The 23,642-nt window shown below is 44.7% G+C and carries 12 protein-coding genes; all 12 read left to right on the top strand.

The window, feature by feature from the left end; genetic code table 11:
- Positions 1 to 34 precede the first annotated feature (34 nt).
- The 12 genes from H8B21_RS03165 to H8B21_RS03110 all read left to right on the top strand — a co-directional run bounded on the left by H8B21_RS03165 (position 35) and on the right by H8B21_RS03110 (position 23,641).
- Positions 35 to 1,009, top strand: coding sequence for a hypothetical protein (locus H8B21_RS03165; RefSeq protein ID WP_190312318.1), 975 nt, complete (start codon positions 35 to 37; stop codon positions 1,007 to 1,009).
- A 442-nt stretch (positions 1,010 to 1,451) separates the two neighbouring features.
- The gene (locus tag H8B21_RS03160) at positions 1,452 to 4,574 is read left to right on the top strand and encodes a SusC/RagA family TonB-linked outer membrane protein (RefSeq protein WP_190312317.1); all 3,123 of its coding nucleotides are present in this window, start codon (positions 1,452 to 1,454) and stop codon (positions 4,572 to 4,574) included.
- 34 nt (positions 4,575 to 4,608) lie between these two features.
- Positions 4,609 to 6,492: a RagB/SusD family nutrient uptake outer membrane protein gene (locus H8B21_RS03155; protein WP_190312316.1), complete on the top strand. Its 1,884-nt coding sequence runs from the start codon at positions 4,609 to 4,611 to the stop codon at positions 6,490 to 6,492.
- 144 nt (positions 6,493 to 6,636) lie between these two features.
- Positions 6,637 to 8,280 (top strand): pectate lyase family protein, encoded by a 1,644-nt coding sequence (locus tag H8B21_RS03150; protein ID WP_190312315.1) that lies wholly within the window; start codon positions 6,637 to 6,639, stop codon positions 8,278 to 8,280.
- Between the two features lie 187 nt (positions 8,281 to 8,467).
- Complete coding sequence (locus tag H8B21_RS03145) at positions 8,468 to 11,599, top strand: DUF6298 domain-containing protein (RefSeq protein ID WP_223814805.1); 3,132 nt, start codon at positions 8,468 to 8,470, stop codon at positions 11,597 to 11,599.
- A gap of 1 nt (position 11,600) precedes the next feature.
- A complete protein-coding gene (locus H8B21_RS03140) occupies positions 11,601 to 13,019 on the top strand; it encodes a glycoside hydrolase family 140 protein (protein ID WP_190312314.1) in 1,419 nt (472 codons plus the stop codon).
- Entirely contained in the window at positions 13,019 to 13,939 is a 921-nt protein-coding gene (locus tag H8B21_RS03135) for a glycoside hydrolase family 43 protein (RefSeq protein WP_190312313.1), read from the top strand. The genes H8B21_RS03140 and H8B21_RS03135 overlap by 1 nt, the downstream gene beginning before the upstream one ends.
- A gap of 13 nt (positions 13,940 to 13,952) precedes the next feature.
- On the top strand, positions 13,953 to 15,767 hold the full coding sequence (locus H8B21_RS03130; protein ID WP_223814804.1) for an exo-alpha-sialidase: 1,815 nt from the start codon (positions 13,953 to 13,955) through the stop codon (positions 15,765 to 15,767).
- Between the two features lie 15 nt (positions 15,768 to 15,782).
- Positions 15,783 to 18,563, top strand: a complete 2,781-nt coding sequence (locus tag H8B21_RS03125) for a glycoside hydrolase family 2 protein (protein ID WP_190312311.1) — start codon at positions 15,783 to 15,785, stop codon at positions 18,561 to 18,563.
- Positions 18,564 to 18,569: 6 nt separating this feature from the next.
- Positions 18,570 to 21,311 (top strand): alpha-L-rhamnosidase, encoded by a 2,742-nt coding sequence (locus tag H8B21_RS03120; protein ID WP_190312310.1) that lies wholly within the window; start codon positions 18,570 to 18,572, stop codon positions 21,309 to 21,311.
- Positions 21,308 to 22,468, top strand: a complete 1,161-nt coding sequence (locus H8B21_RS03115; protein WP_190312309.1) for a sialidase family protein — start codon at positions 21,308 to 21,310, stop codon at positions 22,466 to 22,468. The genes H8B21_RS03120 and H8B21_RS03115 overlap by 4 nt, the downstream gene beginning before the upstream one ends.
- 21 nt (positions 22,469 to 22,489) lie before the next feature.
- The gene (locus H8B21_RS03110) at positions 22,490 to 23,641 is read left to right on the top strand and encodes an iron-containing alcohol dehydrogenase (protein WP_190312308.1); all 1,152 of its coding nucleotides are present in this window, start codon (positions 22,490 to 22,492) and stop codon (positions 23,639 to 23,641) included.
- Position 23,642: the final 1 nt, after the last annotated feature.

Genomic DNA, 23,642 nt, shown 5'->3' with positions numbered 1-23,642 from the left:
ATACTGGTTAACAAAAATTTTAACGATGGAAAAAATGAAAATATTGAAATACCTGTCCTTTTTGCTAGTGATGTTGGCATTCAACTCTTGTAAAAAAGAGGCAGAAAGTATCTTCACAATGTTTAAGGATATAGAGGTCACTTTCCATAATAAAAGTGAGTATTCTATTACAGAAGATGCCGTATTAAATGATGGAGATAGCGTGCATATTCACTATACGATAACTTCAGCGAATGAAGATATGTATAGGGTGGTTGTCGATACGACAATTGGAACTGGCAACTACGGTGAAAGAATAATTAATTTGAAAGAAAATGAACGACGTTCGTATTCCGGTGTCATCAAGCATAAGATGATGAGAGACGGTAAGGTGACTTTCCGGGTTTATGCAATGAATATATTTAATGAATACATGGGGGATGGCTATACCAACATTACCGTGGACGGAAGACCAAGTTATACGCATCTGCCAAACAGGAAGGTGTACGCTTCCAGAGTTAACTTTGCAGGAGGCGTGGCAATGGATGATAACATCGATAGAAGGAGCTTTTTTTCGTTGAGGCGTGCAGAGGCATTCGATTACCAAAGCGGAAAAACAAACTCCAAAGACATCGATTTTGGCATTCATTTGTTAAGAGATACTCGTCCGGCACATCTTAATCGGGCATCGTTTAACCTATATTCGATTAATACGCCTACGAATCCGTTACCTGTTTATGATATTAGTGACTGGGAGAAAAGAAATACCATGTTTAGTGCGCCTATAAAGTCAGCAGGAACTATCTTTAGCCAACAGCTGGTTTCGTCCAGTGCAATCGAAGCACGCGCAAAAGCAGTTAACATCAATCTTTTGCAAACGAATATTACGGAGTGGGATGCTGCATTGGGACCTGGTAATCTCGTGTATTTCTTAACACCGGAAGGTAAATATGGCGCTATGTTGGTGAATCAAACAACGAGTGATAACGAGGGACCCTATATAAGCGTAAGTGTAAAATATCAAAATTAACAACCGGAGAATAAAAGTAATATGATATCCATCCGAGCATGCCAAAAACATGCTCGGATTTTTTATGCTTTGATATACAAAAAAGGATGACGGATCTCAGTCTATGATTCACGGGAAGGAATTGGCAGCTGGTTTGGTGTGATAATATTGTATAATTATAGGGCAATGGGATATAATATCCACCCTCTATTTTTTTTCAAATTTGTGGTAGAAGCTAACGATTATGGATTAGTTTACAGTTATTATTATCAATAATTCAACTTATAAAGAGGTAATTGACGATTAGGAAATAGAGGCCCTCCGAGATCGTTACATTAATAAAAGTACTTAAAGTATCCTTATGAATGAGGGGCAAAGTATAACGGTGATGTATAATGTTAGCATTTTTATTAAAAAAAAATAGCAGGGGCCTCCATTTTAAAATTATAAACACTTATTAACTATGACAAAATCAACTAGAAAATGGCTTTTGTTTGCGACATGTGCATCGGCATTGGTCCTTGCGCTACCTATGCCGGGGGAGGCGCGCGTTCCAATGGAGCAACCACAAAACGCTATCGATGTAAACGGGCAGATACGTTCATCCGAAGGAGGGACGATTGGGGGAGCCACCATTCGCTATAGCGGTACGGAAACATCTGCCGATGAAAACGGAAGGTTTTCTATACGGCTGACCGCGGCAGGCGATGTGACTTTTTCCGCTATCGGACACAGTCCTACAATCGTGTACGTTACAAAAGATACCACCTTAAACGTGGTTTTGCAGACGGGTGAGTCTACTTTAGATGAAGTAGTAGTCATCGGTTATGGTTCGGTGAAAAGAAGAGACCTGACAGGCGCCGTTGCATCCGTTAAATCGGAAGAAATTGCGATGGCACCCGTGGCGAATCCGATAGAAGCATTACAAGGTCGGGTTGCCGGACTGGATATTGCCCGTGAGTCGGGGCAGGCAAATTCTAATTCGAGTATCTTGCTTCGTGGAAATAGATCATTGACTGCTGGTAGCGAACCACTCTATATTATTGACGGAATCCCTGGGAATATTACGAATCTTAACCCCAATGATATCGAAACGATTGATATCCTGAAAGATGCCGCTTCAACTGCTATCTATGGTTCAGCGGGTGCGAACGGTGTATTTATCATTACAACAAAGCAAGCAAAAGAGGGCAGAATATCCGTTAACTTAGATGCCTATGCCGGTATCAATTCCAATGGCCGCTACCCGGCCGCTTTGCAGCAAACAGACTGGTTGCGGTATCTGGAAGATGCTTTTGTGTCCTCTAACAAGCGTGCTCCCGAGAGTCGGGACGAATTACTGACAGCCTGGAGTCTGAATCCCGACCAGATTAATCCCTACATTGACAATGGTCAATGGATTAACTGGGTGGATGAAACCCTACGTACAGGCGTACAACAAAACTATTCGCTGTCAGTAAATGGCGGAACCGAAAAAACACAGGGTTTTTTCTCTATGGGCTATAACTCCACAAAAGGAATATATCGGAATGATCAATCAGATTTGTTTACCGTCCGAACCGGGGCAACCAATAAAATTACAGATTGGTTTAAAGGTGGTATCGTGACGGCATTAACCTGGAGAGATAACGATACCCGCCCAAGCCGCCTGAACAATACGTTCAGTATTGCGCCTATTGGACAGGTATACGATGAATTTGGCAATATCAATGTGTGGCCTATCGAGGGACTGCAAGAACCCAGTTTGCTAGCGGATGATATCCCCAATACGTTAAGTAACAATTCGAAGGCATTGAACCTGACCATCAACCCGCATATCGATATCGACATCATGAAAGGGTTAACGTTCCGTTCGATATTAGGGGCGACATTAAACAGTTCCAGAACAGGGCGGTTCGAAAGCGACCGAACCTATATGAAACTATCTGGAAGTGGCGCGCTGGTGCGCACTGCAGGATATGACACGCAGCTAAGATATGGTTATGTGTGGGAGAATATCCTAAACTATCAAACGATCCTCGGACAGGATCACGACCTGTCCGCTACCTTGGTTTCTTCTTGGGCACATAACCAAAATGAATCATCGGGATCCAGTAATCAGGGCTTTCTGTACGACGAATATCTATATTACAGTTTGCAGGCAGGAACGCAACCGTTCGTGAATACGGGCTATACCATGAGTAAGCGGATGTCTGTGGCTTCCCGGATTAACTACGGGTATAAAGGCCGTTACTTATTGACATTAACACAGCGTACAGACGGGGTTTCGCAATTGGCACGCCGGTGGGATACCTTCTTGGCAGCAGCAGGAGCATGGCGGATCAGCGATGAGCACTTTATGGAGGGTACACGGGATGTGATCAGCGAATTAAAACTCAGGACCTCATACGGTGTTTCTGGAAACTCGGGTATTAACCCATATTCTACCTTAACGGAGGTGACCAGCTCTGGATTGGATCAAATCGATCTTGGTGCAGGTTTGCTGCCTGTCAGTGTTTTGACGCAAGCGATGGGGAACCCCATGCTGACCTGGGAAAAATCCTATAACCTGAACTTCGGGTTGGACTTCGGTTTATTCAATAACCGCATTACGGGTTCGGTGGAATATTATGATACCGATACCAGAGACGTCTTGTATGCACGTAGCTTACCGTTCTCCAGCGGAGGTTTTACACCGAAGATCCCTTACCGGATGACTGACAATATCGCACGGATGAATAACCGGGGTGTCGAAGTGACCGTGAACGGTAACAATATCCTGAACGGTAACGCTTTTAAATGGAACTCTACGGTAACCTTTGCACGTAACAACGAGCAGGTACGATCGATCGACCTAGGTAGTGGTACAACGGTGGACGACCTAGTTTCATTAGGATTGTTTATGGGACGTCCGAGCAATACCTTGTTTGGGTATAAGAAGCTGGGTATTTGGCAGACGGATGAAACAGCAGATGCAGCAGCATTCGGCTTAGAACCAGGAGATGTAAAAACACTATCCACTTTAACCAAAGTGCGTGACGGGATCTGGGAGGATGCAGAAGGTGTCGAATACTCAGCAGATAATCCATATTCGATTTCGCCCGACGACCGCGTCATCCTCGGACAAGGAACTCCGAAATGGACAGCTGGTTGGCAGAATACATTCCAGTACAAAGGGATCGATTTAAACATCTTCACCATTGCTCGTTGGGGACATCATATTGATGCGGAACTGCTGGGCTACATGAACAGTTATGGTTCGATAAATATACCATCGGCATATAATTATTGGACACCGGACAATCCGACCAACGATTATCCAAGGCCGTATCTAAACCGGAACACAAGTCATAGTAATCCGCTGTTAGGGATGAATGTGGTAGACGGCTCCTTTATCAAAATTAAGAATATCACACTAGGATATACCTTACCGGAAAATATAAGCAGAAATATCAGACTGTCTAGATTCCGTATATATGCAACGATGCATAACCCAATTATCTTTACCCGGAGTCACCTGTTGAAAGGCATGGATCCGGAAACAGGCGCATCGGATTCCTTTCCGTTGTACAGACAGATGGTTTTCGGAGTAAATATGTCTTTTTAAACAAAAAGAAAATAATGAGATGAAAATTACAACAATGAAAAGATTAGGATATAAAGTTGCTTTCGGACTGACAATAGCTGTCGGCGTTAGCGCTTGTTCGCTGGACGAATGGAATCCTTCTACTGTGGACGTAGAAACGGGTTATAAATATAGAGATGGATACGAAAGTTTGATTAATTACTGTTATGATGGGCTGTACTATTTCTATGGTAAAATAGATGGTATAGGTGCGATGGAAATGGGAACCGATCTGTGGGCGAATGTTGCTAATAATGAAACGGGTTTTGTCCTCTACAACAGCAATATGAATGCGCAGTTGGGGACATTGGCAACCATATGGAACGGGATGTATGCAACGGTAAATTATTGCAACACCGCAATTTATTATGCCGATTTGGTAGAAGACTATACTTCTGAGGAAGAGCGGAATGCTAAGGTAGCAGAGGCCTATTTCCTGAGGGGTTGGGCAAACTGGCATCTGGTCGAACAATTCGGAGGTGTGTCGCTGACAACTATTCCTTCGACAGAAACCGGCCCGGTTAATAGTCCGGAAAGGGCAAGCGAACAAGATTTTTACGATTTGATTATTTCGGATTTAATATTCGCGACAGAACACTTGCCCGAGAGACCGGATGGTGAACGAGGACGCGTAACCAAAAAAGCGGCGTATGCCATGTTAGCGAAAGCATACCTGCAGCGTACGCGTCTGGGTGATGTACAGGAAAATGCCCGTTTGGCATTGGAGGCAGCGGAAGAGCTGATAACCAATGGAAGTACATATGGTGTATCCTTGTACCAGAGCGATGACGATCGATCCGGGTTTGGTAAGCTATGGGACGGTGTTAACAATAAAAATAACACAGAGTTTTTGTTCATCGAAGCCGTAGATCACGCGTCTGGCCGAAATCCCGAGGGATGGAACAGGGGAAGGACACGTCAATATTATTTGATGGATACACGTACCACGGGCGCGCCGTGGGGGACACAGGAAAACGAAACATGGACAGGACGCTCTAACAGCCGTTTCTTTAAGCCGACGAAATATTTGTTGACGGAACTATTTGAACCGGTTGCCGATCCGGCGGATACCCGGTTTAAAGAGACATTTTTCTATGAACACTACAATTCCAAATGGGCAGATGTAACGATTAGCCAGTCTATGGTGAATCAATATGGTAAAAACCCAAACCTTGTCGGTCATGTAATCAAGAATACAGCCGACAGTGACCCGACACTGCCGAACGGAGGAACGAATACCTGGCGTATGGGCGTGGTGAATATGACGGATGAGGATGGCGATGGTTGGTTGGATGGCTTGTCGATTTTTACACCAAACTGGGTGATGTCGGCAACCGAGAAAAGAGATCTCCCCTTCTGGATTGTTGATCCTTCCGACTGGTTTCAGGCCGATGGGCGATGGGTGCAGCCAGAGAGTAACAACATGGCAACTTATACTCGAGAAATATATCCGTCTTTGAAGAAATTTTCGAGTTGGGAATATGTAATGGATCGGCAGTATTGGTTAGGCGACGTGCCGATCATCCGTTTGGGAGAGGTATACCTGATTGCAGCCGAAGCAGCGCTGTTGTATAATAACGATGCAGCTAAAGCGCAGGAGTACGTCAATGCCGTCCGGAAAAGAGCGGCGGTTACCTCAAGACAAGGTGAAATGGAGGTAGGTGCAGGCGAGGTGACACTGGATTTTATCCTGGCCGAAAGAGGCCGCGAACTGGCAGGAGAGCAGATACGATGGTATGACCTTAAACGCATGGGAAAACTGACTACCGAATATTTGCGGACAACAAATCCGGATATTCAGTTCTTCGATGCCAATAAACACATTGTACGTCCGATTCCACAATCCTTCCTGGATGCTATTGCAAATCCACAAGAATTTGGACAGAATCCGAATTATTAGTCAACTACACAACGCATATCGTAAGCCACCGATAAAATGATACAAGAGCCGGAGAATATATTATAAGTACGCTTCGGCTCTTTTACCTAGATTTGTTTTTAGTGTAAACGAAACCATCATGATTTATTCAAACCACACAGGGGGATGAATAAATCTGATAGCTTCATCACTATTGAAGAAAAATTTATACAGATGAAAATAAATAGTATGATGACGACCAAGAAAACGTTTCCGTATAAACCATTAAAAAAAAGCTTGCTTTTACTGGCATTACTGTCAGCAGGAATTAGTGCTCATGCGCAACAAGGTGTTGTTGCAGGTCAACCTGAACCTGGGCAGATACCGCCACATCCACCACGATTGCCTGAAGAGGTTATTCCGGCATTTCCGGGCGCATGGGGTGGTGGTATGTTTACCACCGGCGGACGTGGAGGCAAAGTAATGGCGGTCACGAATCTCAATGATAGCGGAGAAGGGAGCTTGCGTGCTGCGTTGGAAGCAGACGGGCCACGTATTGTCGTGTTTCGTGTTGCTGGAACTATCAAAATCGATGGAGATTTAAACATCAATCATCCGAATATCACCATCGCAGGGCAATCCGCTCCGGGCGACGGTATTTGCCTTGCCGGTACATTGAACATCAATACCCATAATGTTATTGTCCGTCACCTGCGCGTACGCCGTGGCGTTCCGGTAGGCGGACAGGGGGATGATAATATTGGTGGAAATCCACACCATCATATCATCATTGACCACTGTTCTACCAGCTGGGGTATGGATGAGAATATTTCCCTATACCGACACATGCGGCCTTCTGCGGATGGAAGTACGCAAATAAAAGATCCTGCGGAGCATGTTACTATTCAATGGACGATTTCCAGTGAGGCGCTCGATGCGAAAGGACATGCTTTTGGTGGTACATGGGGAGGCAATCCGTCTACGTTCCATCATAATCTTTTTGCCAGCAATACCGCTCGAAATCCATCTATCGGTATGTCGGGAGCCTTTGACTTTCGGTACAATGTTATTTTCAACTGGCGCCATCGGTCGATAGACGGGGGAGATGAAACGTCCATGATCAATATCATAAACAATTACTTTAAACCCGGTCCAGCGACAAATGATAATATGCGTGCAGTCATTGCCCGTATTGAGCAGCGTAGTATGTATTCTCCCGGTAATGCGTGGGCTGCAGGCGATTGGTATCCAAAAGAACCAAATCGCCCCGGCAAATGGTATGTGGCCGGTAATATCATGCATGATAATGAAGAAGTGACCAACAATAACTGGGCAGGCATGCGCATGAAGGAAACGAAAGGATCGATCATTCCAGAGGCAGGCGAAGCAGAAAAATATGCACGCGTGTATACGCCTTTTGAAGGCTGGCCGGTGGCTCCGCACCAAACTGCCGATGTAGTTTTCGAATCGGTGCTCGAGAAAGCCGGCGCAACCTTACCCAAACGTGACGCGGTAGATATTCGTGTGGTAGAAACCGTGCGGACAGGGAAACCAACAACCGGAACGGGCATCATCAAGGAAATTGCTGAGGTCGGCGGTTATCCGGATCTGACTTATGATCCGGCCGAAGTGCCTGTTGATACAGATGGCGATGGTATGCCAGACGAATGGGAAATAAAATACGGCTTAGACCCAAAGGATCCTACAGATGGTGCAAAAGATGCCGATGGAGACGGTTATACCAATGTGGAGGAATATTTGAATGGCACAAATCCGAAAGAGAAAATCGATTATCGCAATCTCGGTAATAACGTCGATACGATAAGCTAATGTAGGCTAGATGCTACCGACAAAATGATACAATAGCTGGAGAAAATACTACAAACATAGCCCTGCCCATTTGGCTATGTTTGTATAAGGGATGGATAAGTTTATCAAGGTGTTGTTGAAGCGATATAAGATATTGGCAACTCCTTTATTTTGAGCTTTGTAAATCTTTTTTTAAATTGTTTTGGCATTGAACAATATACACACATATAGTCGATTGTTTCTAGGTAAATTCTTGTTTGCTGTCAGCTTGCTTATGGCGAGCTATTTTGTAGGATATACGCAAGAAGAACATAGACCATTAGTTTGGAAAGAAGGGAAATTGGTATACCAAGCAGATAGCCTGGGTAACCGCATTCCCGATTTTTCCTACGCAGGATATGAAGGAGGAAATAAAGCTATTCCAGAAGCACAAGTAAAAATTGTTGTGCCTATACATACAGGGGATGCAACTCGTCGTATTCAAGCGGCGATAGATTATGTTTCAAAATTACCGAAGGATGAACACGGTTTGCGAGGAACTGTATTGTTGCTGCCCGGTGAATATCATCTGTCTGGTTCTTTAAAGTTGCATACGTCCGGTGTGGTGTTGAGAGGTTCCGGCTTTACAGAAAGCGGTACGGTACTGATAGGTGAAGGCACAACCCGGGAAACATTGATCCGTATAGCCGGAAAGCGTGACGTTGTGCGGGAAGAGAAACGGCAGGTGCAGAACGATTATGTGCCTGTTAATGCAGTAACTTTTCAACTAGATAACATTTCCGGTCTTCAAACCGGCGACCGTATTATGATCACACGTCCGTCTACCAAGGAATGGATTAAAGATTTGAAAGCCGAGGAATTTGGCGGCGGAATGTCGTTTTTGGGATGGAGACCCGGATACTGGAATACGACGTGGGATCGGGAGATTGTTCGTATAGATGGGAATACAGTGACAGTAGATGTACCGATAACGACTGCCTTGGACCAGCGTTACGGTGGTGCGGCAGTGGAAAAATATACTTGGAGCGGCCGGGTGGAACAAATCGGTATAGAAAATATACAATTAAAATCCACCTTTAATGCAGATAATCCAAAAGACGAAGATCATCGGTGGATGGCGATCACCGTTGAAAATGCACAGAATGTTTGGGTTCGCCAAATGCAATTCCGACATTTTGCCGGTTCAGCGGTATACGCACAAGAGACAGCGAGTAAGCTCACTGTAGAGGACTGTATCTCTCTTGATCCGGTGTCTGAAATCGGTGGGCAGCGGAGATATACATTTTATACCCGTGGGCAACAAACCTTGTTTCAACGTCTATATGCTGAAAAAGGCTACCATGATTTCGCTGTCGGTTTTGCGACCGCTGGTCCGAATGCTTTTGTACAATGTCAGGCAGTAGAACCATACAGTTTTAGCGGTGCGATAGATAGTTGGGCTTCGGGCGTATTATTCGACATTGTCGACATGGATGCGCAGGCACTAAGCTATAAGAATAGAGGGCAAGATGGCAAAGGGGCCGGTTGGACAGCTGTTAATAGCGTTTTCTGGCAATGTACAGCTGCGCTTATCGAAAATGTACATCCGCCAACAGCGCAGAATTGGGGATTTGGCTTGTGGGCGCAGTTCCAAGGGGACGCGTATTGGACAGAATCTAACAGCCATATCAAACCAAGAAGTTTATATTATGCACAGCTGGAGGAACGTGTCGGAGCGGATGCTAAAAAGAGAAACATCGTATTGCCTATGCTAACCGATGCCTCCAGTAGTCCGACAATAGCCGTAGCGCAAGAGTTGACAAAAATAGCGTATGAACCACCCGTACAATTAAAAGATTTTATAGTACAGGCAACGCAGCGGGAGCCACTGGATATAAGTGCCAAAGGTGCCAAAGTGTTAGCAGAGAAAGATGTTCCACGGCACAGTGAACCCGCAAAAGCACCGGATATGGTGATTCAGAATGGTTGGCTAGTGCGGGGAAATGAGGTGTTGGTTGGCTATAAGAACGATGTACCATGGTGGAACGGCAATATTCGCCCCCATGGTTTGGAGAACGCAAAACCCCATATTACCCGCTATGTTCCCGGAGAGATAGGAACAGGTTTGACCGATGATCTAAACGAAGTTGCTGATAGTATGTTGGCAAACCATGTGTTGAGTATAGACCATAATTACGGGCTTTGGTATGATAGGCGAAGGGATGACCACGAACGTATCCGGCGTATGGATGGCGAAGTGTGGCCACCGTTCTATGAATTGCCTTTCGCAAGGAGCGGACAGGGATTGGCGTATGATGGCCTATCGAAATATGATTTAACGAAATACAATCTCTTTTACTGGAATCGGTTGAAGCAGTTTGCGGATTTGGCAGATCAAAAAGGATTGGTACTGCTGCATCAGAACTACTTTCAGCACAATATCCTGGAAGCAGGTGCGCATTATACGGATTCTCCTTGGCGTACAGCAAATAATATCAATAATGTAGGTTTCCCCGAACCGGTACCGTACGCAGGTGATAAACGGATTTTTATGGCGGAGCAATTCTATGATGTTACCCATTCGGTACGACGGGAATTGCACCGAGCTTATATTCGTCAATGTCTGGAGAATTTTAAAGATAATACCGGCGTCATTCAGCTGATCAGCGCCGAATACACCGGTCCACTGCATTTTGTTGAGTTTTGGATCGATGTGATCAAGGAGTGGAAAGCAGAAACGGGTCACAACCCCATCATCGGGCTTAGTGCGACGAAGGATGTGCAGGATGCGATCTTAGCGGACACAGAAAGAGCAAAAGAAATCCAAGTGATTGATATCCGTTATTGGTATTATCAGGAAGATGGCGAGGCGTATGCCCCGCCTGGAGGCGCAAACTTGGCTCCCCGCCAACATGCACGCCAGATAAAATCAAAAAAGACATCGGCGGAGCAAGTGTATCGGGCGGTTTCCGAATACCGAACAAAATTTCCCGACAAAGCGGTTGTCTACCATAGTAATGGCTTTCCCGAGCAAGCATGGGCAGTCTTTATGGCCGGGGGATCGATGGCCAATGTTCCGCGTGTAGCACATGCCGATTTTTACAAAGAAGCCTCCGCTATGCAGACTAAAGTCCAGCAAGGCGTATGGACATTACAGGGAAAAGATGCTGCTATCTTTTACAACAATGATAAGAAGCCGTTACAGGCGGATTTAACCCCGTGGAAGGGAGATTATAAGATGTATCATATTCATCCTAAATCTGGTGCTATCTTAGCTACAGAGAAAATAAAAACAGGACAGAACGTAACCATCAAGAATTTTAAAAATGCTCCAGAGATTATCTGGATAACCAAGAAATAATATGAACGCTATTCGTAAAAAATTATTACCATTTGCATTGGCAGGAGCACTCTTTTCTTCCTGTACTTCTTCTTCTGATCAAGAAGCATCGTCTACGGAAATGCCTGCACTGAAGGTATCGGAAAATGGAAGGTATTTAACCACCGATGATGGCAAACCGTTCTTTTGGCTTGGCGATACGGGGTGGTTGTTATTTAATAAATTGAATAGGGACGAAGCGGAACAGTATCTGGAAGACCGGAAACAAAAAGGATTCAATGTCGTGCAGGCCATGGTATTGCACACGGTACCGTCGGTTAATGTGTACGGGGACTCATCCATTGTGAATAAGGATATTTCGCATCCATTGGTGACCGAAGGGAACAACCCCGAGGTAGCCGAAGAATATGATTATTGGGATCATATCGATTACATTATTGACAAAGCGGCCGAAAAAGGAATGTATATGGCGCTTGTACCGGTATGGGGCTCGCCGGTAAAAGATGGTAAAGTTTCTGTTGAACAAACAACAAAATACGCTACTTTCCTCGCTGAGCGTTGGAAAGACAGACCGAATATCATCTGGTTGAATGGTGGGGATATTCCCGGTTCGGACTCCACGGCTGTTTGGCTGGAAATGGGAAAAACCATCAAATCCATTGATCAAAATCATCTAATGACATACCATCCACGCGGTCGGACCGCTTCTTCGGATTGGTTCCACAATGAACCGTGGTTAGATTTTAATATGGTGCAGTCGGGTCACAGACGCTATGACCAGGATACTTCGAGCAACGAAAAGAAACATTACGGAGAGGACAACTGGAAGTTTATGGAGGTTGACTGGGCATTAAGTCCCGTAAAACCAACGATCGATGGCGAACCGTCGTATGAGGGTATTCCGCAAGGTTTGCATGATATTAAAGAACCATGTTGGCAAGATCACGATGTGCGTCGCTATGGATATTGGTCGGTATTTGCAGGCGCTTTCGGATATACGTATGGGCAGAATTCAGTCATGCAGATGCATTCGGCGTCCGATTCTACTACAGCATACGGCTCATCGGAGCTATGGACAGAGGGATTAAACGCACCGGGAGCATCGCAAATGAAATATCTAAAAGATCTGATGTTGTCCAGAGATGCCTATTTTGAGCGGATTCCAGACCAAACCTTGATTGCCGAAAATGGCGAGAAATATAATCGCTTGTTAGCAACCCGTACCGATAATTATGCATTCATCTACAACTACAACGGTAGAGAAATGAAAATCAATATGGGTAAAATCAACGGAGACAAAGTGAAAGCCTCTTGGTTCGATCCACGCAGTGGTGAAGAGACCGTTATTGGTGAGGTAGAAAATACAGGTGTACAGACATTCAAACCAGCGGGTGAAGAGAAAGACGGGAATGATTGGGTGCTGATTTTAGATAGTTTATAATGAGAACAAAATTAAATCTTTTAGTTGTTGTGTTAGCGGCATCCCTTTTGGCTTCTTGCCAGAGGGATGTTTATATGTTTACTTCTTTTCATGAACCTGCCGATGAAGGACTACGCTATCTATATAGTGAAGATGGCTATTCGTGGACAGCGATTGACGGTGTCTTTCTGAAACCCGAATTGGGCGAACAAAAGATTATGCGTGATCCATCCATGGTACGCGATAAAAAGGGTGTCTATCATTTGGTTTGGACGATAGGTTGGCAAGGGAATGAAGGTATCGGCTATGCTTCTTCTAAAGATCTTATCCATTGGGAGAATAAGAAGATCGTGCCGGTTATGGAACATGAAGCCACGACGGTTAATATATGGGCACCGGAACTGTTCTACGATGACGAGGAAGACCGGTTTATTATTATCTGGGCGTCAACCATTCCCGAGCGTTTCCCGAAAGGAGAAGAGGAGGAAAGAAATAATCACCGGATGTATTATACCACTACGCAGGATTTCGAAACGTTTACAGAAACAAAACTGTTTGCAGATCCCGGTTTCAGCATCATCGATGCGGTGATTGTAAAAAAAGACAAAGACGATTATGTATTGGTATTAAAAGACAATACGCGACCAAATCGTAATTTGAAAGTTGCTTTTGCGGATAATCCGTTAGGGCCTTACGAAAATGTCTCCGAGCCGTATTCTGATTTTAAAACAGAAGGACCTAGTGTAGTCAAAGTCGACGATGAATGGTTGATCTATTTTGATTCGTATGGCAGCAAAAGCTATGAAGCCGTGTCGACCGAGGATTTTAAAACGTTCAAAAAAATAAACGATAAAATCCGTGTTCCGGAAGGACACAAACACGGAACGATTTTCAAAGCTTCCAAAAAGGATTTGAAAGGGTTGTTAAAGGAAAAAAAATAAAGAAATGAGATCAATGATATTAGGTATAACGTTATTATGTGCTTCCTGTTACGTCACGGCGCAGGATACGATGACGTATGTAGGTAAAACTTTGTCCAATGTAGACTATCACCACGGGCAACTAAAACCTGCTGTCGGTACACACAATGTACAGACCTTTCGCGCGAATAGAGCTTTTCCGGAACGTGCGGGCGGATTGAATTTTACCTATAACCACCAGCCGTTTTTGGCCTATTGGAACGGCACCTATTATCTACAATTTCTGAGTAATCCAGTAGGCGAGCACATTGCCGAGGGAAAAACATCGCTTCAAACTTCTAAAGATGGTTATACGTGGTCAGACCCCATAGAGCTATTTCCCCCTTATCTAGTGCCGGAAGGTTTCAGCAAACCGGGCAGGACCGATAAAGCCGGTAAGGATTTATACGCGATTATGCATCAACGGATGGGCTTTTACACGGCTAAAAACGGTAAACTGTTGACCATCGGATACTACGGCGTTGCATTGGATGCAAAAGATGATCCGAACGATGGTAATGGTATCGGACGTGTCGTCCGGGAAATTAAAAAAGACGGTTCATTTGGTCCGATTTACTTTATCCGCTTCAATGCTTCATTTGATCAGAAGCTGGCCAAGTTCCCATTCTATACCCAAAGTAAAGACAAGGCCTTTGTTGCTGCTTGTAAAGAACTGATGGAACAACCACTGATGATGCAGCAATGGGTCGAGGAAGCGGATCGCAATGATCCATTGATACCTTTCCAACGTCCATTGAAGGCGTTCGCTTACTATACATTGGACAACGGGGATGTCGTGGGCATGTGGAAGCACGCCTTGACGTCCGTAAGTAAAGATAAAGGCAAAACCTGGGCATACAATCCCTTGCGCGCACCGGGTTTTGTGAACAGCAACGCTAAAATATGGGGCCAGCGGACATCCGACAATCGCTTTGCCACCGTTTACAACCCATCGGAGTTTCGTTGGCCTTTAGCGGTATCTACAAGTAATGATGGCTTAACGTATACCGATTTGCTATTGATCAACGGTGAAATCACCACGATGCGCTATGGAGGTAACTATAAATCTTATGGCCCACAATACCCGAGAGGCATACAGGAAGGAAACGGCGTACCACCCGACAATAATATGTGGGTGACGTACAGTGTGAATAAGGAAGATATGTGGGTAGCAAAAGTGCCCGTTCCGATTACATCGACAGTAGCAGGAAATGTTCACGATGACTTTTCCGGTAATGCAACCGAGACATTTAATAAATGGAATATTTATAGCCCACTATGGGCGTCGGTCAAGTTGGAAAACAATGCCCTGATGTTAAGGGATAAAGATAAGTTTGATTATGCGAAAGCAGAACGGGTAATTGAGGCATCGGAGAAGGTGAAAATCGCTTTCACGGTTACACCACAGCAAGCTGACCACGGTAATCTGCAAATTGAATTGGTCAATGATTTAGGGCAGGCAGCAGCACGTCTTGTTTTCGATGCCGACGGGCAGATTAAGAATAAAGCCGGTTACCGGATGTCTGGAGTACAATCCTATGAAGCAGGAAAAGCCTATGATATCGTGTTAACGGTAGATGTGCACACACGATCGTATCAAGTCAGCATCAATGGAACGGAAAAAGGAACAAGGTTGTTTTTCCAGCCGGTAAGTGAAATTAGCCGGGTATCTTTCCGAACAGGGGATGTGCGCCGGTATCCGGATGCCGATACACCAACAGATCAAGATTTTGATGTGGAAGATGCGGATGGCGTAGATAAAGAAGCTGCGTATGCGATCTCGCTATTTCAAGCAGATAAATTGAATTAACGGATAAAGGAAAATATGAAGATGGTTTGTAGATATGTATTGATGCTATGCCTTTGCTTGCTGGGAATAACTTTTTTAAGTGCCCAAACTACCCAGGTGAAATATCTATCGGGGAAAGGGAAAGATGATGGCGTACTATGGGATTTTTCCGTCACGGATGGCATGAATGCCGGGAAATGGTCAAAAATCCCCGTTCCTTCCAATTGGGAATTACACGGCTTTGGCAAATACAACTACGGATTTGATAAAGAAGAAAAGAAAGGAAAAGAAAAAGGACAATATAAATATACGTTTACGGTGGATAAAGCCTGGAAAGGGCAGGTGGTCAATCTGGTTTTTGAAGGGGTAATGACGGACGCGGAAGTCAAGATAAACGGAAAGTCTGCCGGAGAGATTCATCAAGGATCTTTCTACGTCTTTAAATACGATATTTCAAAGCTATTAAACTACAAAGGGAAAAACCTATTGGAAGTGACAGTAGCGAAGCATTCAGAGAATAAATCGGTGAACGCGGCGGAGCGGGAAGCGGATTATTGGATATTTGGAGGTATTTACCGCCCTGTATATCTGGAAGCACTACCACAAAGCCATATTCACCGTGTTTCGATTGATGCCAAAGCAGACGGCCAGTTTCGCAGCATCGTAGAACAAAGTGGTGATGCAGACGAAATTCAAATACAATTAACCGATGCTGCTGGACAACCCTATGGCGAATCACTATCAGCAGCTTTCCAAAGTGACAAAACTGAACTGAAAGGTCAGTTTTCAGATCCCAATCTATGGTCCTCTGAATTCCCCAACCTTTATCACGCACATATTTCGCTTTGGAGAAAAGGAAAAAAAGTACATGAAAAGGTACAGAAATTTGGTTTCAGAACGGTGGAGGTGAAAGAACGTGATGGGGTCTATATCAACGGAGTAAAAATCAAATTTAAAGGCGTAAACCGCCATTCTTTTCACCCGGAATCAGGACGTACAACAAGTAAGGAAATCAGTATTCACGATGTGAAGCTGATAAAAGAAATGAATATGAACGCCGTTCGGATGGCACATTATCCACCCGATAATCATTTTCTGGAAGTGTGTGATTCGTTAGGGCTGTATGTGATGAACGAGCTTGGCGGATGGCATGGCTACTACGATACACCGACGGGCACAAAGCTGCTGAAAGAAATGATGGTGGTTTCGGAAAATCATCCGTCGATTATTTTCTGGGCGAACGGCAACGAAGGCGGACATAACCCAGAGCTAGATAGTATCTTTTTTGCTTACGATATGCAAAAACGCCCATTAATTTATCCTTGGGCAGTATATGGTGGTTTTGAAACAACCCATTACCGGGAATATAATTACGGTATCGGTACGTATGATCACGGACATAATATTGTAATGCCAACCGAATTTTTACACGGTATGTGGGACGGTGGTCACGGTGCGGGAATCGAGGATTATTGGAAAGCCATGTGGGCAAATCCACTATCTGCCGGTGGCTTCCTTTGGGATTTTCAAGATCAAGGTCTGATGAGAACGGACAAGGATAATATCATCGATACGGATGGCAATCACGGTGCTGATGGGATTGTGGGACCTTACTATGAGAAAGAGGGGAGTTTCTATACGATTAAAGAAGTATGGAGCCCTATTTTCTTCGAAAAGAGGGAGATGACGGTGGACTTTGATGGCGCATTTCATATCGAAAACCGGTATACCTTCACGAATATTAACCAATGTTCGTTCAGTTATGAGCTAAAGAAGCTAGGACAGTATGGGGAAGACAAGGGGAGTACAACCGGGACAATCCATGCGCCTGATATCGAACCCTATCACCGAGGTATTTTAAAAGTTGACTTTCCAACAGATTGGCAAGACTATGATGTATTGTATATCACGGCGAGGGATGTAAATGATCTGGAAATTTATACATGGAGTTTTCCGATCAGTCGCCCGAACCAAGTGGCAGAGCATCTTCTGCGAACAACGGGGGAAGCAGTAAACGTGGAAGAAACAGCTTCGAGTTATGTGGTTTTTGCAAATGGCATTACGGTACGCATTAACAAAGAAAACGGCTTATTGGAAGAAGTGAAAAATGCAAAAGGTGTTATCCCTTTTAACAATGGTCCGACGATACAGGAAGCCGTCACCAACTTCAAGAATTTTACACTCAAGCAGGAAGAGGATAAAGTTGTCATTGCTTCTACATTCGATAAAAAAGAAAGTTATAATACGTTGACGTGGGAGATCTACCCATCGGGACAGGTGAAAATGCATGTGCAATACTTCCCACAGGAATACTTCACCAAATTTGTCGGCGTCAACTTTTCTTTCCCGGAAGATAAAATGAAGGGTGTGGAATACATGGGCATGGGACCTTACCGCGTGTGGAAAAACCGGATGAAAGGAAATCAATTTGGCGTATGGAAGAAAGATTATAACGATGCGGCAACAGGCGAAATTCCTTTTGAATATCCGGAATTTAAGGGATATCACAGCAATATGTATTGGACGAAATTTATAACGGACGAGCAGTCGTTCTATGTGTTCACCGATAGGGAAGATGTATTCTTGCGGTTGTTTACGCCGAGAGAACAACAGGACACCGACTGGAAAAATATGGAGCCGACCTTCCCGGATGGTGATATTTCGTTTATGAATGGCATTTCCGCAATCGGTACAAAGACACAAAAACCGGAAACGACGGGGCCAATGGGTATGAAGCACGTGTATTATGATTTTGAGAAAGAACCAATCCGTGCACTGCACATGGTGCTGTATTTTGATTTTTCGGTGCAACAATAAAGAACAATGAAAAGTAAGGTGAAGATAACAGGATTGATCGTTTGGTTGTTTTTAAGCGTAACAGCTTTTGCACAGCCAAGTGCGGACGCTCTGCGATGTGAATTGCTAACCAATCCGTTGGGTATTGATAAAATGAACCCAAGGTTGAGTTGGCAAATACAGGCGGATGCCCGCAATGTGGTGCAAACCGCGTATCATATCCTCGTGGCGTCATCACCGGAAAAGCTGGCACAAAATATAGGAGACCTATGGGATTCGGGTAAAACGGAATCCGATAATTCAATCGCCGTATTCTATGATGGAAAAGCTTTAAAAAGTGATACGGAGGTCTTCTGGAAAGTAAAAGTATATACCAATAAAGGTGCATCCGATTGGTCCGTACCCGCCTCGTGGCGGGTAGGTCTGCTCTATTACAAGGATTGGAATAGACGTTGGATTGGGTTTGATGGTTACTTTGATAGCGACGATAAAGAGGCCGGCTATCTCAGTGCGCGCTATTTCCGAAAGGAGATTTCCATCACAAAAGAAGTGCAGGAAGCAACTGCGTATATCATGGGTCTCGGTTTGTACGAGTTGTATATCGATGGCCATAAAGTGGGCGATCAAGTGTTGGCTCCCGGCTTAACCGATTATACCAAAAATGTAAAATACAATGTGTTCGATGTCACCGAATTACTAAATGGAGAAAAACACACGTTGGGTGTGATCTTAGGTAATGGACGTTATTACGCCATACGGCAGGAAAAACCGTACAAGGTGAAGAACTTCGGTTTTCCCAAAATGCAGATGCAGATCCGCATCACCTATACGGATGGCTCCCGACAAACCATTCATACGGACGATACGTGGAAAGGGACGACAGACGGCCCCATCATATCCAATAACGAATACGACGGGGAAATATATGATGCCCGTAAGGAATTGAAAGATTGGGCGAAGGTGGGATACGATGATGCCACATGGGAAAGAGCCGAGTATGTACAAGAGCCGGGAGGGAACTACGAAGCACAGATCAACAACAACATGAAAGTGATGCAAGACCTTAAACCGGTTTCCATCACACCGAAAGAGGGTAAGTATATTATCGACTTCGGACAGAATTTTTCGGGTTGGGTGAAAATGCGTGTGCAGGGTCCAGGTGGAACAGAAGTAACACTGCGTTTTGCGGAATCGCTAAATGAAGATGGTACACTTTTTCGAGACAATCTACGCGCTGCAAAGGCGACAGATGTATATATTTTAAAAGGTGGTGATATAGAAGAATGGGAACCGCGTTTTACGTATCATGGTTTTCGGTATGTTGAAGTAGAAGGTTATCCCGGAGAAGTGGAGCTGGATAAATTTATCGGACGCTTAGTATATGATGAAATGGAAACCGTTGGGTCATTTACCTCGTCCAATGCGTTATTGAATCAGATTCATAAGAATGCTTGGTGGGGAATCGCCTCGAACTACAAAAGTATCCCCGTAGATTGTCCGCAACGTAATGAGCGTCAAGCTTGGTTGGGCGACCGTCCGGGTAGCGCCTATGGCGAAAACTTTTTGTTTGATAACGCAAATTTCTACAGCAAATGGTTGGAGGACATTCGCCTGTCCCAGAAAGAGGATGGCGCAATCCCCGATGTCGCACCAGCGTTCTGGCGGTATTACAGTGATAACATGACCTGGCCCGGCACGTATTTAATTGTGGCGGATATGTTATACCAACAGACAGGCGATGTGCGGATATTGGAAAAGCACTATCCAGCCATGAAGAAATGGATGCGGTATATGGAGGCGCTTTACAGGGATAGCGAAGGTATCATCACCAAGGACAGCTATGGCGATTGGTGTGCGCCACCCGCGACTATCGAGGAAGGACGTGGTAAGAGTGCGGATGTTAAACGTCCGAATCCCCTTATATCCACAGCTTATTACTATCATTTGTTGCAGATGATCGCTCGTTTTTCTGAACATACAGGAAATAGCCAGGATCGTGCCGGATTTGAGGAATCCGCGGCCAACATGAAGAAGGACTTTAACAAAAGATTCTATAATCCATCAGGTTACTATGGCAACAATACATTGACGGAAAATTTACTGGCGATGTATTTCGGTTTGGTCGAAGAAGGTCAGAAAGAGAAGCTAGCGGATAGGATTGTGGAGATTATCGAAAAAGAGAATAACGGTCATTTAAGTACGGGATTAGTGGGGACACAGTGGATTATGCGGACGCTGACCGATATGGGACGTGCTGACTTGGCGTACAAGTTGGCAACGAATACTACTTATCCCTCATGGGGCTATATGCTGGAGAATGGGGCGACGACGATATGGGAATTGTGGAATGGCGATACAGCCCATCCGCGCATGAATTCCCAAAACCATGTCATGATGCTCGGCGACTTATTGGTGTGGTATTACGAGAATCTGGCAGGAATTAAATCAGCAGCGAACGGATTCCAAAGGATTATTATGAAGCCGGAGCTCATTAACGGCTTGGATGATGTGGAAGCAAACCATAAAAGTATACAGGGGATGATTACCTCGTCGTGGAAGCGAAAAAGAGATAGGTTTGCCTGGCAGATAGCTATTCCGGCCAATACCACGGCACATGTTTATATCCCGGCCAAAGGGGTACGGTTTATTACCGAACAAGGAAAGCAAATTGCTGATCATTCGGACATAAAGATCATAGGAGAAGAAAACGGACGCGTAATAATCGAATTGGGGTCCGGTAAATATCAATTTTTATCAACGTTACCATGAACAAGAAACACATAGCCATAAAAACTTTTATCCTCTGCCTCGCATTCCTGTCGGGTGCATGGGCACAGGAAAAAAACGCCTTGCATAAATGGAGAAAAGGCATTGTAAAGGACGAGTTTATCTACGATAAAGCTGCTTTCCCCTCTTGCCATTCGGCCAGTATCGTGGAAACCACAAACGGGAATTTAGTCTACACTTTTTTTGGTGGTACACATGAACGCCATCCCGATGTAGAAATCTATATCTGCCGATATGAAAATGAACAGTGGACAGCACCGCAATCGGCTGCTGACGGTGTGCAGGAAGACGGTAGCAGATTGCCTACTTGGAATCCGGTATTGTATCAAATACCCAATGGCGACTTATTGTTGTTTTATAAGGTAGGGCCAAAACCTTCCGAATGGTGGGGGATGTTAAAGCGCTCTACAGATGGTGGAAAAACTTGGTCGGCAGCAGAGAAGCTTCCCGAAGGTTTTTTGGGACCTATCAAGAATAAGCCTGTTTTGTTGAGTAATGGTAATTTGATTTGCCCGACGAGCACGGAAGGCAATGGTTGGAATATTCATTTTGAAATCACACCCGATTTTGGAAAAACCTGGCGTAAAGTAGGTCCGATTGGAAGAGGAGAAGATGACATCAATGCGATTCAACCCAGTGTATTGGATCATGGGAATGGTAAATTACAAATTTTAGCGAGAAGCCGTAATTGGGCGTTGGTTGAATCATGGTCGAATGACTATGGGGAAACCTGGACACCATTGCGCAAGACAACGCTGCCGAATAATAATTCGGGTACCGATGCGGTCACGATGAAAAATGGGACGCATGTGTTGGTATACAATCACGTATTGCCACCGCCGGAGAATCCGAAAGGACCACGCACGCCATTAAATGTTTCCATCTCGAAAGACGGAAAGAAATGGGACGCGGTATTGATTCTGGAAGATTCACCTATCAGTCAATATTCCTATCCAGCGGTTATACAGACAAGCGATGGCCTATTGCATTTTGCTTATACCTGGCGGAGGGAAAAGATGAAGCACGTCGTGGTGAATCCCAAAAAGTTAAAGAAAAGAGCAATAAAGAACGGTGTCTGGCCCCAAGTAAAGGGATATGAGCTCCCTACGCTGGAAACTTATAAAGCAGAAGAAGAGTAAATAGATTATCGAAAAAAGAATATGTCAATAGATAGGGTGTTAAAGGTTAGCTTTCCAGGGAAATTGGTTTTTGGAAATGGTGTGTTGCAGCAGCTAACCGAAGATGTTGTGGAACGGGGATATAAAACCGTCATCATCATGACGATTAAACCATTGCTGGATCAGTTAGCTGATTTTACGGCAACACTGGAAAGAAATAATATAGAGGTGGTTGTCGATACCAGTATCGAACAGGAACCGTCGTTTTCGGATGTGAAACAACTTTTACAAACGCTTGTGCCTTTCCCGGCAGACGCAGTCATCGGTATTGGAGGCGGAAGCGTGTTGGATGTAGCGAAATTGGTTGCGGCGCAGCTGGATAATACACAATCGTTGGAGGACATTGTAGGAAACGGGGTGCTAAAAGGACGAAATAAGGCACTTATCTGCGTCCCGACAACATCGGGAACAGGAAGTGAGGTGTCTCCTAACGCTATCCTGGTGGATGACGAAAATCAGAAAAAGGGTATCATCAGTCCTTATTTAGTTCCGGATAAGGTCTATGTGGACCCCTTACTTACGGTCGGTGTACCCCCTGCGATTACTGCGGCCACTGGTCTGGATGCGTTGACACATTGCCTGGAAGCTTACACCAATAAATTTTCGCAACCTTTTATTGATATGTATGCTTATGAAGGTATGCGCTTAATTGCGGCAAACTTGGAAGAAGCGGTTCATAACGGGAAGAATGAAGAAGCAAGGTATCAGGTGGCGATGGGAAGTATGTTGGGCGGTTTCTGTCTAGGACCAGTGAATACAGCGGCCGTACACGCCCTGTCTTACCCGTTGGGAAGCATGTTCCACTTGGCACACGGGCTTTCCAATGCATTGTTATTGCCTTATGTGATGGAATATAATTATGTAGCATCACCAAAAAAATATGCAGAAGTAGCTATTGCTCTAGGGTGCGACCGCTTAGCTACCGACGAGGAAACAGCCCGTGGCGGAATAGAGAAAATAAGGGCGCTGATTAATGCTTGTGGTATTCCCGCTCGTTTACGCGATGTCGAAATACCCAAAGAAGCTATTCCCCAAATGGCGGAGGATGCTATGAAAATTACAAGGTTGTTAGTCAACAACCCCAGAGAAATTACGTTGCAAGATGCCATAACCATATTTAATGCTGCCTACTAAA

Origin of the sequence: Sphingobacterium chuzhouense (assembly GCF_014692525.1) — a bacterium.
GTDB lineage: Bacteria > Bacteroidota > Bacteroidia > Sphingobacteriales > Sphingobacteriaceae > Sphingobacterium > Sphingobacterium chuzhouense.
Note: the sequence above shows the minus strand (reverse complement) of the source record. Positions and strands in the feature narration are given on the sequence as shown.